This is a genomic window from Azospirillum sp. A26, assembly GCF_042604635.1.
GTDB classification, from domain to species: Bacteria; Pseudomonadota; Alphaproteobacteria; order Azospirillales; family Azospirillaceae; genus Azospirillum; species Azospirillum palustre.
Map to the genome: position 1 here is coordinate 1,138,267 of NZ_CP170474.1, position 14,342 is coordinate 1,152,608.

Annotated in this window: 13 protein-coding genes; 4 read left to right on the plus strand and 9 right to left on the minus strand. The window is 67.9% G+C overall.

What is annotated here, in order from left to right; all coding sequences use genetic code 11:
• Positions 1 to 24 precede the first annotated feature (24 nt).
• On the minus strand, positions 25 to 744 hold the full coding sequence (locus ABNQ39_RS28700) for a GntR family transcriptional regulator (RefSeq protein ID WP_376964953.1): 720 nt from the start codon (positions 742 to 744) through the stop codon (positions 25 to 27).
• Positions 745 to 949: 205 nt separating this feature from the next.
• Here ABNQ39_RS28700 and ABNQ39_RS28705 point away from each other — a divergent pair, with 205 nt between their 5' ends.
• Genes ABNQ39_RS28705 through ABNQ39_RS28720 form a run of 4 tightly spaced genes read left to right on the plus strand, consistent with a single transcriptional unit; the run spans position 950 to position 5,984 of the window.
• On the plus strand, positions 950 to 1,783 hold the full coding sequence (locus tag ABNQ39_RS28705) for an ABC transporter ATP-binding protein (protein ID WP_376964955.1): 834 nt from the start codon (positions 950 to 952) through the stop codon (positions 1,781 to 1,783).
• A 40-nt stretch (positions 1,784 to 1,823) separates the two neighbouring features.
• A complete protein-coding gene (locus ABNQ39_RS28710; protein ID WP_376964957.1) occupies positions 1,824 to 2,843 on the plus strand; it encodes an ABC transporter substrate-binding protein in 1,020 nt (339 codons plus the stop codon).
• Positions 2,843 to 3,586: an ABC transporter permease gene (locus ABNQ39_RS28715; RefSeq protein WP_376964959.1), complete on the plus strand. Its 744-nt coding sequence runs from the start codon at positions 2,843 to 2,845 to the stop codon at positions 3,584 to 3,586. Before ABNQ39_RS28710 ends, ABNQ39_RS28715 begins: the two co-directional genes overlap by 1 nt.
• Before the next feature lie 34 nt (positions 3,587 to 3,620).
• Positions 3,621 to 5,984, plus strand: coding sequence for a hypothetical protein (locus ABNQ39_RS28720; protein ID WP_376964961.1), 2,364 nt, complete (start codon positions 3,621 to 3,623; stop codon positions 5,982 to 5,984).
• Between the two features lie 87 nt (positions 5,985 to 6,071).
• Here ABNQ39_RS28720 and ABNQ39_RS28725 read toward each other — a convergent pair whose 3' ends face one another.
• The 8 genes from ABNQ39_RS28725 to ABNQ39_RS28760 all read right to left on the minus strand — a co-directional run bounded on the left by ABNQ39_RS28725 (position 6,072) and on the right by ABNQ39_RS28760 (position 14,138).
• A complete protein-coding gene (locus ABNQ39_RS28725; protein ID WP_109451242.1) occupies positions 6,072 to 6,290 on the minus strand; it encodes a hypothetical protein in 219 nt (72 codons plus the stop codon).
• Positions 6,291 to 6,482: 192 nt separating this feature from the next.
• Complete coding sequence (locus tag ABNQ39_RS28730; protein ID WP_376964963.1) at positions 6,483 to 7,187, minus strand: hypothetical protein; 705 nt, start codon at positions 7,185 to 7,187, stop codon at positions 6,483 to 6,485.
• A gap of 212 nt (positions 7,188 to 7,399) precedes the next feature.
• A complete protein-coding gene (locus tag ABNQ39_RS28735; RefSeq protein WP_376964965.1) occupies positions 7,400 to 8,206 on the minus strand; it encodes a hypothetical protein in 807 nt (268 codons plus the stop codon).
• Between the two features lie 27 nt (positions 8,207 to 8,233).
• Positions 8,234 to 9,475 carry an ATP-grasp domain-containing protein gene (locus tag ABNQ39_RS28740; RefSeq protein WP_376964967.1) on the minus strand — a complete coding sequence of 414 codons (1,242 nt, stop codon included), beginning with the start codon at positions 9,473 to 9,475 and terminating at the stop codon, positions 8,234 to 8,236.
• Positions 9,472 to 10,299 (minus strand): hypothetical protein, encoded by an 828-nt coding sequence (locus tag ABNQ39_RS28745; RefSeq protein WP_376964969.1) that lies wholly within the window; start codon positions 10,297 to 10,299, stop codon positions 9,472 to 9,474. Before ABNQ39_RS28745 ends, ABNQ39_RS28740 begins: the two co-directional genes overlap by 4 nt.
• Position 10,300: 1 nt before the next feature.
• The gene (locus ABNQ39_RS28750) at positions 10,301 to 11,368 is read right to left on the minus strand and encodes an ABC transporter substrate-binding protein (RefSeq protein ID WP_376964971.1); all 1,068 of its coding nucleotides are present in this window, start codon (positions 11,366 to 11,368) and stop codon (positions 10,301 to 10,303) included.
• Positions 11,365 to 13,362, minus strand: coding sequence for an MFS transporter (locus ABNQ39_RS28755; RefSeq protein ID WP_376964973.1), 1,998 nt, complete (start codon positions 13,360 to 13,362; stop codon positions 11,365 to 11,367). The genes ABNQ39_RS28750 and ABNQ39_RS28755 overlap by 4 nt, the downstream gene beginning before the upstream one ends.
• Positions 13,362 to 14,138, minus strand: coding sequence for a hypothetical protein (locus tag ABNQ39_RS28760; RefSeq protein ID WP_376964975.1), 777 nt, complete (start codon positions 14,136 to 14,138; stop codon positions 13,362 to 13,364). Before ABNQ39_RS28760 ends, ABNQ39_RS28755 begins: the two co-directional genes overlap by 1 nt.
• Between the last annotated feature and the right edge of the window lie 204 nt (positions 14,139 to 14,342).

The following is a 14,342-nucleotide window of genomic DNA, read 5'->3' on the forward strand; positions in this document are numbered from 1 at the left end:
AAGTCAAGAGTCCGCCGCCCGACCCTACCCTTCCCAGCGGTGGGACAGAATGAAGCTGTAGCGTTCGGACCGGATGTGGAACACCGAACGGTCGGCGCAGCCGCCGCCGACGAAGACGGAACGGCGGTCCATCACCAGCACCGGCGCGCCCGCCGGCAGGCCGAGCGCCGCCGCCACCTCCGCATCGGCCGCCGCCGCCTTCACCTCGATGTCGGCGCCGCCGACCGGCTTGCCGACGATGTCCTGAAGGATGCCGTAGATCGGCTTGTGCCCGGCCGCCTGCCAGTCGACCGGCTCCAGGGCCGACGGCAGCAGGCTGCGGCCCAGGGCCACCGGCTCGCCATCCACCAGATGCAGGCGGCAGACCTCCAGGCACTGGGGGCCGAAATCCTCCCGCAGGTCCGGCGGCGTCGCGACGATCCGCGCCGAGATGGGGCGCATCGTGGCGTCCAGCCCCTGAAGCCGCAGGGATTCGTGGAAACTGCGCAGGCGGTCGAGCGGATGCTGGACGCGCTTGCCCGCCGTGAAGGTGCCCTTGCCCTTGCGGCGCTCGATCAGCCCGTCCGCCTCCAGCCGGTCGAGCGCCAGCCGGACGGTGACCCGGCTGACGCCGAAGCGGGTCCCGATCTCGCTTTCGGTCGGCAGCCGCCCCGACGGCTCGAACAGCCGGGTGGCGATCTCGTCGCGCAGCCGGTCGGCGATCTGCCGGTACAGCGCCGTCGCGTTGTCTCGCACCACGGGCACCCTGGCTTCCCTCCCTGATCGATCGACCCGGCCAGCGGACCGAGGCCGCCTTGATGCCACCGGCGACGGGACGGCTCAAGCGTCTATCCCGCCACGAAGCCGGCCGCGTGAATCCCGATTCAATTCCCTAGTTGCCACGTATTTTATAATATGTATTATAATGTATTATCAAGTTGAACCGGTTGATTGGAGGGATAAAACGGACATGAACTGTGGAATCCCGACATCTCCGTCCGGCAACCGCTTCGGTGCTCTTTCCGGTGATCGCTCCGGCGGTGCCGCCTTCCACGTCGATGGCGTGAGTTTTTCCTATGACGGTGCACACCCGGTGTTCCGCTCGCTGGCGCTGTCCGCCCAGCCCGGAGAGTTCGTGGCGCTGCTCGGCCCGTCCGGCTGCGGCAAGACCACGCTGCTGAACCTGCTGTCCGGCTTCCTGCCGCCCAGCTCCGGCCGCATCACCATCGACGGGGAAACGGTGACGCCGGAGATGCCGGCGCTCGGCTATGTCTTCCAATCGCCGCAGCTGTTTCCCTGGCTCGACGTGCTCGACAATGTCCGCTTCGGCCTGCGGATGGCCGGCCGGCGGCCGGATGCGGACCAGCGGGACAAAGCGATGGCGGCGCTGGCGCTGGTTGGGCTGGAGCCCGCGGCCGGCAAGTTTCCCCACCAGCTGTCGGGCGGCATGCAGCAGCGGGTGGCGCTGGCCCGCGCCCTGGTGCTGGAACCGCGCCTGCTGCTGATGGACGAGCCCTTCGCCGCGCTGGACGCCATCACCCGCGCCACCTTGAACGAGGAACTGCTTCGGCTGTGCGGCCGGCTCGGCCAGACGGTCCTGTTCATCACCCACGACGTGGAGGAGGCGGTGTTCCTGGCCGACCGCGTCGTGCTGCTCGACATCGCGCCGGCCGGCATCCACAGCGAACTGGCCATCGACCTGCCCCGCCCGCGCCGCCTGCGCGAGACGCGGCGGCTGGAGCGCTTCACCACCCTGACCGACACGCTGCTGGAGCGGATTTCCGCCATCGTCGCCGCGGCCTGAGCCGCAGCCGGGATCAGCCCCGACCAGAAGGATTTCGCGCATGAACCGGATTTTCGCCGCGGCCCTGTCCGCCGCCCTGTACGGCTCCATCGTCCTGCTCGCCGGCATCGCCCCGGCCGGGGCTGCCACAACGGGTGAAAGCCGGCCGCTCCGGATCGGCTGGGTCTTCGCCATGGCCAACGCCCCGGCGCTGGTCGCCGACCGCAAGGGCTTCTATGCCGAAGAGGGGCTGACGGTGGAGGCCAAGCCTTTCGGCGACGGGCCGGTGATCCAGCAGGCGCTGGCTGCCGGCGAGCTGGACGTCGCCTATATCGGCGCACCGCCGGTCTATCAGTGGGCGGCGCGCGGGCTGGAAAGCCGTATCCTGGCCAAAGTGAATTACGGACAGGCGGCGGTGATCGCCAACAACCCGGCCATCGCCAAGCTGTCTGACCTGCGCGGCCGCAAGGTCGCCGGGGTGGCGCGCGGCAGCGGGATGGACGTGCTGCTGCGCGGCGTCGTGCTGAAGGAGGCGGCCGGCCTCGATCCCGACCGCGACCTGTCGGTGATCTCCATGCCGGTTGGCAACATGAACGCCGCGCTGGACAGCGGCACGGTGGACGCCGCCTTCACCTGGGAACCCTTCATCAGCCAGCAGGTGCTGCGAGGGAGCGCGCATGTGCTGTTCGACGTCAACCAGGCGCTGCCCGGCTATCCCTGGTACGTGGTGATGGCGCCGAAGACGACATTGGCGGATAGGCCGGACGATGTGGTGAAGCTGCTGCGTGCCCATGCGAAGGCCATCGCCTGGCTGTCCGACCACCCGGCCGAAGGCGACGCCCTGATCGCCGAGGCGTTCAAGCTGGAGCCGGTCAAGCGCGCCGACGGCACGGAGATCGCACCTGCCGCCGTCGCCGCCGAGGCGCGCAAGCGGCTGGGCTGGTCGGACCGGCTGGAGGAGAGCGACCTCGCCTTCATCCAGCGGCTGATGGACACCTCGCTGGCGCTCGGCTTCATCCCGGCGCCGATGAAGGCGGCGGACATCGTCGACGGCTCCTATCTGCGCCGGGCGGGCCGCTGATGCGGACCCGGCTTTACGGTTGGGCGGCCTTTCCGGCGCTGCTGCTGGTGTGGAGCGCGGCCGCCTGGAACCTGCCGCCCTACGTCCTGCCGCAACCCTGGGCGGTGGCGGCGGAGGCGGTGCGCTGGCTGGATAGCGGCCAGCTCGCCGCCCATGTCGGGGCCAGCCTGCTGCGCGAGGCCGGCGGCTTCGCCGTCGCCGTGCTGGGCGCGCTCGCGCTGGGTCTGGCCGGCGCGCTGTCGCCCGGCTTCCGCGCCTTTTCCGCCCCGCTGACCGGCCTGTCCATGGCGATCCCGCCCATCGCCTGGGCGCCGCTGTCGATGATCTTCTTCGGGTTGGGCTATGTCGCCATCACCATGGTGATCGTGGTCGCCGCCCTGTTCCCGATGGCGGTGACGGTGCAGGAGGGCTTTCTCGCCATCCGCAACGGCAACCTGCGCGCCGCCCGCGTGCTGGGCGCCCGCCGCTGGCAGCTGATCCGCCATGTCTATCTGCCGGCGTCGCTGCCCTTCCTGACCGCGGCGCTGCGCATCGGCTTCAGCCAGGCGTGGCGGGCACTGGTGGCGGCCGAGATGCTCGGTGCCTCGCAGGGGATCGGCTGGATGGTCGCGATGGGCGGCCAGATCGGCAACGCCACCCAGGTGCTGCTGGGCGTCGCCATCATCGGCATGACCGCCTGGATCACCGAAAGCCTCGTCTTCCGCCGCATCGAGCGGCGCTACCGCCACTGGCACTTCGCCTGACCCGAAAACCCGCAAAACCGGAGGAACCGCCGCCATGACCGAAGCCCAGCCGCCTGTCCGCCACATCGCCCCCGTCGGGCTGTACGAGCGCAACAAGGACCGCCCTTTCCTGGGGTCGACCAGCTGTTCGCACCGCCGGCTGGTCGCCGGCGAATGGACCGAACTGCAACTGGTCTACGAGGTCGGCGCGTCGGGCCTCGCCGACGGCGCCGGCATCAAGCTGGCGATGAAGTTCTATTCCGACTGGGCGCTGTTCCAGACCAGCGACCCGCAGGCCGCCAACTATGTCTCGGCGGAGTACGAGGCCGGGCCGCTGGTGCCGGGGCAGAGCCCGGCGACGATCCAGGCGCTGAAGGTGCGCTTCGATCAGAAGGGCCATGAGCGTCCCTATCAGAAGGCCATCGTCATCGACGTGATCGACGGCTATCTCAACCCCGGCGACCGCATTGTCATCCGGCTGGGCGACCGGCGGCGCGGCGGGCCGGGCACACGGGTGCAGAGCTTCGTCGAGCAGGGCTTCCGCTTCCGCGTCTTCATCGACCCGCTCGGCAGCCAGAAATATGCCGAGGTGCCGGGCGATTGCCTGATCGACATCGTTCCCGGTGATCCTGCCGCCCTGCGTCTGGTGGCGCCGCGCCTGACCGCGCCCGGTCCGGCCGGCCTGTTGCTGCGCGCCGAGGATGTCTGGGGCAATTGCTGCACCGGCGGCGCAATCGACGTCGCCCTGACCCTGGCGGGACCGCAGGGGGAAAGCACGCAGAACCTGACGCTCTCGCCCAACCAGGACGCCTATGGCTGGCTGGTCCATCGCCAGGAAGCCACACTAGCCGAAGGCGAATGGCGCATCGCGGCGACCGCGGATGGGCTGGCCCCCGCCGAGGCCTTCGTCACCGTCGAGGAGAATGCGCCGCACGCCTACTACGCCGACCTGCATGTCCATTCCAACGACACGGTCGGCACCAACGACACCGCCTACAACCTGTCCTACGGCCGCGACATCGCCGGGCTGGACGTGCTGGGCTACACCGCCAACGACTTCAACGTCACCGAAAACGCCTGGAGCGAGGCGGTCGGGCTGATCGACGGCTTCAACGAGGCGGGCCGCTTCGTCTGCTACCCCGGCACCGAATGGTGCGGCAACTCGGCGGCCGGCGGCGACCACAATGTGGTATTCCTGCGCGACGGCGTGCCGCAATTCCCCACCGACAGCCGGGGCCAGCCGGTCCGCTCCTTCGAGTGGAACGAGTCCACGCGCGGCAAGCTGCGTCCCGGTGCCTGGCCGCTCGACGATCTCTATGCCGCCTATCAGGACGACCCGGAAGGCCATCTGCTGATCCCGCATGTCGGCGGCCGGCGCTGCAATCTCGACTGGCACCATCCCGAGCTGGAGCGGCTGATCGAGATCGGCTCCGCCTGGGGCCAGTTCCACTGGGTCTATGCCGAGGCGCTGGCCCGCGGCTACCGGCTCGGCGCCTCGGCCAGCAGCGACGAGCACCAGGGCCGCTGCGGCGGCGGCGCACCGGCGACCGCGGTGTTCGGCGCGCGTGGCGGACTGACCGGCGTACTGGCCGACCGGCTCGACCGCGCCACCATCGGCCGGGCGCTGCGGGCGCGCCGCACCTTCGCCACCACGGGCGAGCGCAGCTTCGCCAGCCTGCGGCTGGGCGACCGCTGGATGGGCGAGGTGGTAACGGCGTCGGCGACCGATACGCTCGATTACCGGCTGCTCGGAGACCGCGGCTGGGAGAGCCTGCGGCTTTACGACGGCGAGACCCTGCTGTGGGAGCGCGACCTGCACCGCGAACTGGGTTTCTCGGAGCGGCGGATCCGGTTGCGGCTGGGCGGCGCCCGCATCAAGGACCGCTACCGCGGCGCCTATTGGAGCGGCGGCATCACCGTCACCGGTGCGGCGGTGCAGCGGGTCGAACCCTTCGGCTTCGACCATCCCGAGCAGGGCTGCTGGCGGCAGGATGCCACAACGGTGGCTCTGCGCACCGTCACCCATGGCGATACCGACGGGGTGGAACTGACCCTGTCGCGGCTGGCCGGCACGCGCATCCGGGTGCAGCTCGACATCGGCACCTATGTGAAGGTCGGCAACCCGCTGACTCCCCCGCCCAACCCGCATGCGCCGGAGGCCGTTCTGGAGATCGACGGCGATGCACTGCTGGATGCAGCCCGCTCGCCGACCGGAGCCTTCAGCCGCCTGCTGCCCGGTACGGAACTGGAGGTGACGGTGGAGCGTGTCACCGAGGCGCCGCTGCCCCGCGACCTCGCCGGCCGCATCCCGCTGGCCGGACTGGATCTGGCGGCAGGCCGCGAGCACCCGCTGTTCCTCACCGGACGCCAGCGCGACCAGTCGCGGGTGTGGACCTCGGCGCTGTTCCTGACGGTCTGAGGCGGGTCACGCCGCTCAAATGGAAACCGTCGTCGCCGGCTAGACGGTCGGCGACGACGGCACCGGTGTTCTCAGCCCGACTGCGGATCACTGCTTCCGGGCTTGCCGGGAACAGTCTGGCCAAGGGCAGCCGCAGGAGGGGAACCGGCAGTCGTCGCCGTTCACATCGCAGGCCTGGACAGCGATCTTGTAGCGCAGGCCGAACTCGTCGTCCGCGGTGATCAGCCCACAGGCAGCATGCGCTTCCAAGTCGACGCGCGCCGCCTGGAGGCAAACGCGCGCGATCTGCTTCGGATCCTTCATCATGGCACTCGCCTCGGTGTCATTCCCGGAGAAGGAACGCACAGATGCGGCATCCGGACCCTGACGCTTCCGAATGCCTACTTCCGGGACAGGTGACACCCAACGACGAGTATGCAGGTCAAAACGGCAATCCGCACCTCCAATATCCTGCGGGCATCCTATGGCGGGAGACCGATGCGAGCGCTGCCGCCGGCGCTACGCTGTTCCGTCGGCTACTGCCGCCCCCAGCCTCGCGACGGTATCGGCCAGGTTTACGCCGACTTCCATCTCGACCTTGTCCCAGGGCAGCGCCTTCCATTTGCCGTCCTGCGCACATTTGTCGCAGAGCTTCCGGGTCGATGAGGACATGTTGACCTCTTTCGGCGAACCCACCCGGACGTAAAGTTCATAGGCCTTCTGCGCGTTGGCCTCCGAGTTCAGCTTCTTGTTGAGGATCAACCCGAAAAGCTCAAGATTCTCGGTCGAGTATTCCTTTTTTGCCTGCTTCAGCAGGAGCTTGTACCAATATGGCGATTTGAAGAAGCCGTCGAGGTTATCCGGCCAGCTTCCGAACCGCTCCAGATCCATGAAGACGTTGGCGGTGATCTTGTTGAGCGACGCGACCATCGCGGCGCAGGCGTCGGCATACACGCTGTCTCCATCCTGCCGCGCCGCCTTGCCGGCGGCGTCCAGCGTCGGGATGTAGTCCGAGGCCGCAGACTGGAAGGCGCGGGCATACTTCTCCGCCTCCTTGACCGTCTTGGCGGCATCGTACGCTTTCAATGATTTTTCGAATCCCGTGGAACTGACTTTGGCGAAAATCTTCCCGAAGCGGCTCTTCGGATCGGGCTTTTTCTTGCCGGTGTCCGCCTCGAATTTGGCTTTGGCCTTCTTCCAGGACTCCAGATATTTTTTTGGCATCGTTTGCTCTTATATTTTACTATTGTTGTTTGTTAAATTTCCGCCCTTTTCTGGACCGCGGCTGTCGTTCCATCAAGGACGACCTTCCGTCCGACACGGTTTTTCCCTTCCGGTGACCGGCATCCATCGGACCGGGCGGGCGTCTTGCCCGCCCTGCTCCGACCTGCGCAGGCACCATCCGGCGTCAAACCGATGGCGGATCGGGCGGCCGATCAGGCGTTAGCGCGCGAGTTGACGAGTTGGACGACGCCTTTGCAAGCCGCCGAAAACTCCTTCATATGGTCGAGGACTACCTTCGGCGTGGCATCCGCCGGCACCTTGACCGGCTCGGCCGCGCTGCTCTGGTTCGCCCAGGGATCCAGCTTCTTCTTGAAGAAGTCGGGATCGGCCAGGAGACCTTCGATCTTGCGCGCGAACACCAGCTGCATGGTGATGTCGCGGGCCAGAGTCGGGAACAGCTCGTTGTAGGTCTCCGCCGTCGGCTTGGCCTTGACCTTGGCGACGCCGGCCGCCGCGCGGGCCAGCGCGCCGTTGATGTTCTTTTCCCAGTTCTTGAGCATCTTCTGCTCGACGGACAGATCCTTCTCCGCCTCGTTGAACTTCTGGGTATACATCCCCACCGCGGACTCGATGGTCGCTTCCAGCGCCGCCAGCTCCTTGACCAGGAACTTCAACGCCTTCTCGTAGTTCGTCTTGAAGTCCTTCTCCGTGCGCTTGTCGAACTCGGCGTAGATTTCCTTTTGAAGGACTTCGAGATAGCCCTTCTTCGCCTTGGAGAAATCCTTCGACGCGGCCAGGAACGCGGCAACGACCTTCTTGCCTTCCTTGACGTCGGTCGAGTTGGTGGTGTCGCAGGCGGTGAGCGCCTTCTCGCACTTCTTCAGCGAACCGGACAGGCCGGTATGGCTGCCGAAGGCATTGAAAATGCCCTTGCTCTCCTTCGGCTTATGCTTGCCGGTGAGAGCCTCGAATTCCTTCTTGGCCTTGTCCCATTGCTGATCGTACGGAGTGTGCGCCATCTGTTCCTCCTCACCGGGTCGGTTGCTTCAGGGGGTTACCAACGGTTGCAGGCTCTCTTCCATGTCACGGATCGCCGCCCAATCGCGTTCGAACACGGCCCGGTCGGTGTGGGAGAGGTAGATTTTCGCCAGCACCTGCGTCAGGTCGAGCGTCGGGACGATCCGGGCACCGATGCGCGGCACGATTCCGTAGCCGCGGACGCTCTCGAACCGGTCCAGCACGCCGAGGTCGGGAAGCGCCTCCACACGTCCGGAGACCAGCACCGGCAGGTAGAGCACCATGGCGTCGGCCAGGAAGCGGTAATGCCCATCGGGACCACCGGGACAGACCCCGCTGTCGAAGGCCTCGACCAGCAGATCCACCTGATCATGGCCGGTGCCGTGACTGATCGCCGTTGTCGAACCCGCCGGACCCATGGCACGGGCGGCGATCTCCACCAGCGCCGGCCCGCGGGAGGTCAGCCGGACTTCGGCATGGGCGGCGCCGTCGGTGATCTCCAACGCGTCGAGCGTGTGCCGGATGTAGGTCATGAGCTGAATCGACCGCTCGTCGTCCGGCGGCAGCAGGCGGTAATAGTCGTAAACGAAGGGCGAGCCGTTCAGCGTGCGCTTGGCCGACTGCAGCACGTCGCAGACATAGTGCCGCCCATTGCGGCTCACCGTGTTGACCACATACTCGCCGCCGTCCAGATAGGTCTGCACCAGTGCCCGCCGGTTCGGCGTGCCGCAGAAATTGCGGCTGGAGAGGATCGACTCCACGGCTTCGCGCAGCGCCGGAGCGCCGTCGCAGAAATAGACATGGTCGGTGGAGGCGCTGTCGAGCGGCTTGGCGACCACCGGCCAACCGGCGCCTGCCGCCCATTCCACCGCCTCCGCCCCCGACTCCACCATGGTCTGGCGGGCCGTCAGCAGGCCGGCGGCGCCCAGCCGCTCGATCATCATGTATTTGTTGCGACGCGCCGCCGTCAGCTTGGGCGTGTTGCCCGGCGTGCCCAGCGCCGCGCCGAGCGCGTCGGCCAGTTCCACGGCGGACTCGTTGCCGGGCAGTACGAAGGAGGGGCTGTGCGCGCGCATCCTCCCGGCCAGGGCCGGGAGGTCGCCGTCGAACAGGACCAGTTCGTCGAAGTCGCCGGGAACATAGCTGAGAAGCAGCGAGGGCGCGAGGTCGGGACTGCTCTGCACCGCGATCACGCGGTAGCCGCGCGCGCGCAGCCGCGGAGCGAGGAGATGTCCGGTCGAGTAGGGATCGACGACGATCGCCGTCTTCATGGGATGGCCTCCAGTTCGGCAGGAGCGGTCGCCAGGCAGTCGGCGGCAGTCTGGGCGGTGGCAGCCTGGGCGGCGGCAGCCGGGCGGGCATAGATCATGAAGGGCTCGTCGCCGCAGAAGGTGACGGTGCGCCCGACCAGCCCCGCCTCGAAGGCGGCGTTCTGCGCCGCATGGTCCGCGACGCGCAGGGCACGGTCGGTTCCGGGCTCGAAGGCCGGCGGCGGCGCCTGCATGTCGCGGTGCAGCAGGTAGCGCAGCCGGCCGCTGTGCATCACCAGGATGCGGCGGGCGGTGAAGCCGGACGCCAGCATGTTGGAGAGGCTGACCGGGTTGGACAGCGCAACCCGGCTCAGCAGGTGCGGCCGGCCGGCCCCCAGGGCGTACAACGTGCGCATGGTCACCAGAAGGCGCTGGAGCCCGTTGCCCCGGAAGTCGGTATGCACCATGCAGCTCGACATATGGGCGGTCGCCGTCACATCGGGGCCTCCGCCCGGCAGGTCGTCGGCGAAGGCCGGCATCCCCGGTTGCGGCAGGCCGAGAACGGCGCAGCCGATGAGGCGGTCGCCGCCCGGCACGCCATGCGTCTCCAGCCCGAGCGTGACGCCGCGCTCGGCCATGTGCAGGCCGGAGAATTCCGGGGTTTCCGGGAAATAGGCGTCGATGTCGGGAAGGCTGCCGAAGATGAAGGCGCGAAACTCTTCCAATGTGGGAAGATCGTCGGCGTCGAGGAAACGCACGCGGTAGGGAATGCCGGAAGGCTGTCCGTTGCACAGGCTCAGAGTGCCTTGGTGGAGACTCTGTAACGGAGAGGACACGACCGGCATGTCAGGCATCCTTGACGATTTCGGCAATGTTGAGCAGGCGCATCGGCGGGTAAAGGTCGAGGCGCTTGGCGGTGTTGATGCGCAGCAGCAGGGAGAAGCGGTTCAGCGTCTCCACCGGTATCGCAGTGGCCGGCTTGGCTCCGCTCAGGATGTCGTAGGCCTTCAGCCCGGCGAACCGGCCGACGTTGACCGCCGGGCTCACCAAGCCCATCAGCAGGCCGGAGCGGCGGATCGGCAGTTCGGTGGAACAGAAGGTGGCGACATTGTTGGCCAGAGCCGCGTCGGCCACCGCCTGGCTGTTGTTCGATGCCACCAGCGTGTCCGGACCGATGTAGATCAGCTCCGCCCCGGCCCGCGCCACGTCCCGGATCAGGTCGGGAATGGCGTCGGGATTGGGCCTGCCGGCTCCATCGCGCGGAACCGCGCCGTCGATGATCTCCACACCCTGGCGGGCCGCCTCCTCCTTCAGGTCGCGGACGGCGACAACCATGTTCTCTTCGGCGGGGTTGTAGACCGCCGCGATCTTCTTCCAGCGCCGGTAAGCCAGCATCGTCTTCAACTGGACAGCCACCGGAGCGATGTGGCGGGTGCCGGTCACCGCCCGGCCCGGCTGCTCCAGCGAGCGGACGATGCGCGAGGCGACCGGGTCGGTGACGGAGGTGAAGACCACCGGCACATCCGTCAGGAACTTCGAGGGATCGGGATCGTCGTAGCGGCCGACGGTCGCCAGCGTCAGCGGCGTGAAGACGGTGAGCACGAGGTCGGGCCGGGCGGCGCGGATGTCCGGCAGCATGCCGGCCACCGCGGACGCCTGCTGCACCTCGCGCACGTCGATCTTCGCCTGCATGCCCATGGATTCGAGCAGGTCGCGGAATCCGAGTACGTCGCCGACATCCTTGCGCGGCGTCAGCACGATGATGTTGGCCGGCCGGTTGCCACGCCCGGCCGTGGCAGGATTGGGCGTCGGGGCTCCCGCCAAGGTTCCCGTCGCGGCGGCCGCGGCCGGGCCGGATGCCAGGAGCGCGCCGGCGGAGCCGAGGAGCAGCGAGCGTCGGGTCACGGAGGTCATGCCGGGTCCTTCTGGGGGAGATCAGCGGAGGGCCGTCCGCCGGTGGCGGCCAGCAGGAGAAGCTGGGCGGCGACACAGGCGGCCAGCACGATGCCGATGCCCTTCATGGCACCGTGATAGCCGTAATAGGCGAGGAACAGGCCGGCCAGGAACGGCGCGATCACCGACCCCATGCGCTCGATCAGCCGGAACATGCCGATCACCGTGGTCTCGCCGAGCGTGGACCGCTCACGCACGCAGGATTCCGCCAGAAGCGCCATCTGCGGGGTGTTGACCAGCGCATGGGCGAAGCCGAGCAGGGCGACGCCGGTGATGGTCATCGGCAGCGTGCCGGAATTGGCCAGCACATAGGCAGCCCCCGCGGCGATCACGCCGCCGATTGCCAGGAACGGGGTTCTCCGCCCCGAACGGTCGGACAGGTGCGCCACCAGCGGCGACGCCACGATCATCATCAGCCAGTAGAGAAGAAGCACGCGGCCGATCCACGACTGGCTGACGCCGCTGTCGTCCAGCGCCAGCGGCAGCAGGAAGAACAGCAGGGCGGTCAAGCCGAACTTCGCCGGCACGGCGCTGAACAGGGTCACGGCGACGAAGCGCGGATTGGTCAGGCAAACGCCGATGTCGCGCAGCCTCAGCCCACGGGTCTTGGGCTTGCCGCTGTCGACATGCCTGGGCAGGAGGTGCCACGCCATCAAGGCCGCCGCCAGGGCCAGTGTCGCCGAGACGATGAAGGTCATGCGGAAGCCGATCTGGTCGGCGACGACACCGCCGATGGCCGGGCCGCAGACGCCGGCCGTCAGGATGCCGCCGGCATAGAGCGCGATGGCCCCGGCGCGCCGGCGCGGGTCGGTGGCATCGATGACGAAGCCCTGCGCGGCGATGAAGACGCTGGCATAGCCGACCGCGGTCAGGCAGCGGGCGACGATGAGCTGGATGAGATCCGTCGCCAGCCCGGATCCCAGCAGCCCAAGCGCGGAGAACACCGCGCCGGCCAGGAAAACGGTGCGGCGGCCCCGGCGCTCCGACACGTTGCCGGCGATCGGCTGGGCGACGGCCCAGAGCAGCATGAACAGCGCGATGGGCGCGCCGATCACCAGCTCCTTGCTCAGGCCGGGCACCGGCTCGAAGAGATCCTTGATATAGACGGACAGGAAAGTGCGGGTCAGCTCCTCCGCCAGGGCGAAGACGAAGATGGCGAAACGCAGCTCGCTGATCCTCTGCATCGTCACGATGCGGTCGCCGGCGGCGGGCGCCTCGGCCGCTTTTGCCCCCTGCTGCTGGGCGGCTCCGCCGGTACCGCGCATGACGTCGAGCGCGCGGTCTATGGCGCGGCCGAGATGCCCCACCTCGTCGCGCCCGCGCAGCCCGGTCCGCAGGGTCAGCCTGCCTTCGGCACCCTCCTTGAGAACGTCGCCCACCCGCTGAAGCGGCGCCGTCACCGAACTGCCGACCACCAGCAGCAGGATTTCGATGTTCAGAAGGATGGCGACGATCAGCACCGACCCGAGATCGAAGACGATGTCGTTGAGCGCCGCTTCGACCGACCCGGCCGGGACGCCGACATGCAGCAGCGCCGGAACACCGCCGCCGACGGTCAAGGCGGCATCGATGTAACGCCCGGCCACCGCCCCATCGGCATCGCGCGCCGCCAGCACGTCGCCGGCCCGCGCATCCGGAGCGCCGGCGAACGCGGCGATCCGGTCGCCGACCATCAGCGCGATGTAGTTGACGTCCGGATTGACCGCGAGGGCGTCGGCGAGGATTTCGTCGACCCCGTTGAGCTTCTCGACCTCGAAGCCCAGCGACACCGCCCGGTCGATCTGCGCGACGATGTAGCTGCCGACGACCTCCGCCTTGCGCGCCAGTTCCGGCTCCGCCTGGGGACGGAAGAGCGTGTTGAAATGGGAGGTCTGGACGACGAGGCTGACCAGCATGAGAACCGACACGAGGCCGGTGAGCAGCCAGTTCAGCCGCTTGATGAAGGTGAGTTCCATCACGCGACCTCCGCCGGCGCCGCCTTGCGCTCGTCCATGCCTTGCCGGCGGCACGCGGACACGCGGTCCACGAAACCGGCAAGTCCCGGAGCGAACGCCGCAATCTCCGGCGGAACGACCGGCCGCCCGCCGTCGGTCGCGGCCTCGACGATGACCGCCGCCTCCCGCAGGGACCGCTGAAGGCGCCGCATCACCAGCCAGACGACGATCAGGCTGATGACGTAGCAGGTGGCGAGATTGATCGCGCCGGAGATCGCCAGTTCCGGAATCGTGCCGCGGATGCCCGCGCGCAAAGCGTCCAGGGAATAGGTCAGCGCGACGCCGCCGGCCACGCCGCCATAGGCGTTGCCGATGCTGAGCAGCAGCACCTGGGAGCCGCCGTCGACGATCTTCGCCCCACGGTCGGTCTTGCCGTCGCGGTGGAAGGCCGCGAGCCAGCTGTCGGGCAGCGTACCCCGGACCGCACTGCCGCCGGCGGCACCCAGCACCTCGCCCCTGTCGTTGAACAGCATCAGCCCGGTGATCTGGAGATCGCGCACCAGCGCGCGCTGGATCATCTCGTCAAGGTTGCGCAACGCGTTCAGCGCCACGCCGAGGCTCACCGCACCTTCGACCTCGCTCGACAACCCATGGGCAACGACCCGGAAGCGCGAAGCCACCGTCTCCTCCACCATGCGCTCCATTTTGAGATACGAGAGCACCGCGGTGGAGGCGAGCGCGAAGCAGAGCGCCACCTGAAGCAGGAGCATGATCTTGGTCGACAGGGTCAATCGCATTGTCGGTCGGTCGCTTGGCTGATCGCAGATGGCTGATCGCAGATTCTTCTGCCCGGCCTGGAGCCCGGATTCAGCAGACCTTAACTCAAATCAACCGGGCTCGCGGACGAGACGGGTCCAGAGTGGACGCGTCCGGCGTGCAGTGGCCGAGGCTTGCATTCATTTCGTGTGCGTATGACTTAAGTAATATTACCACAATCTGAG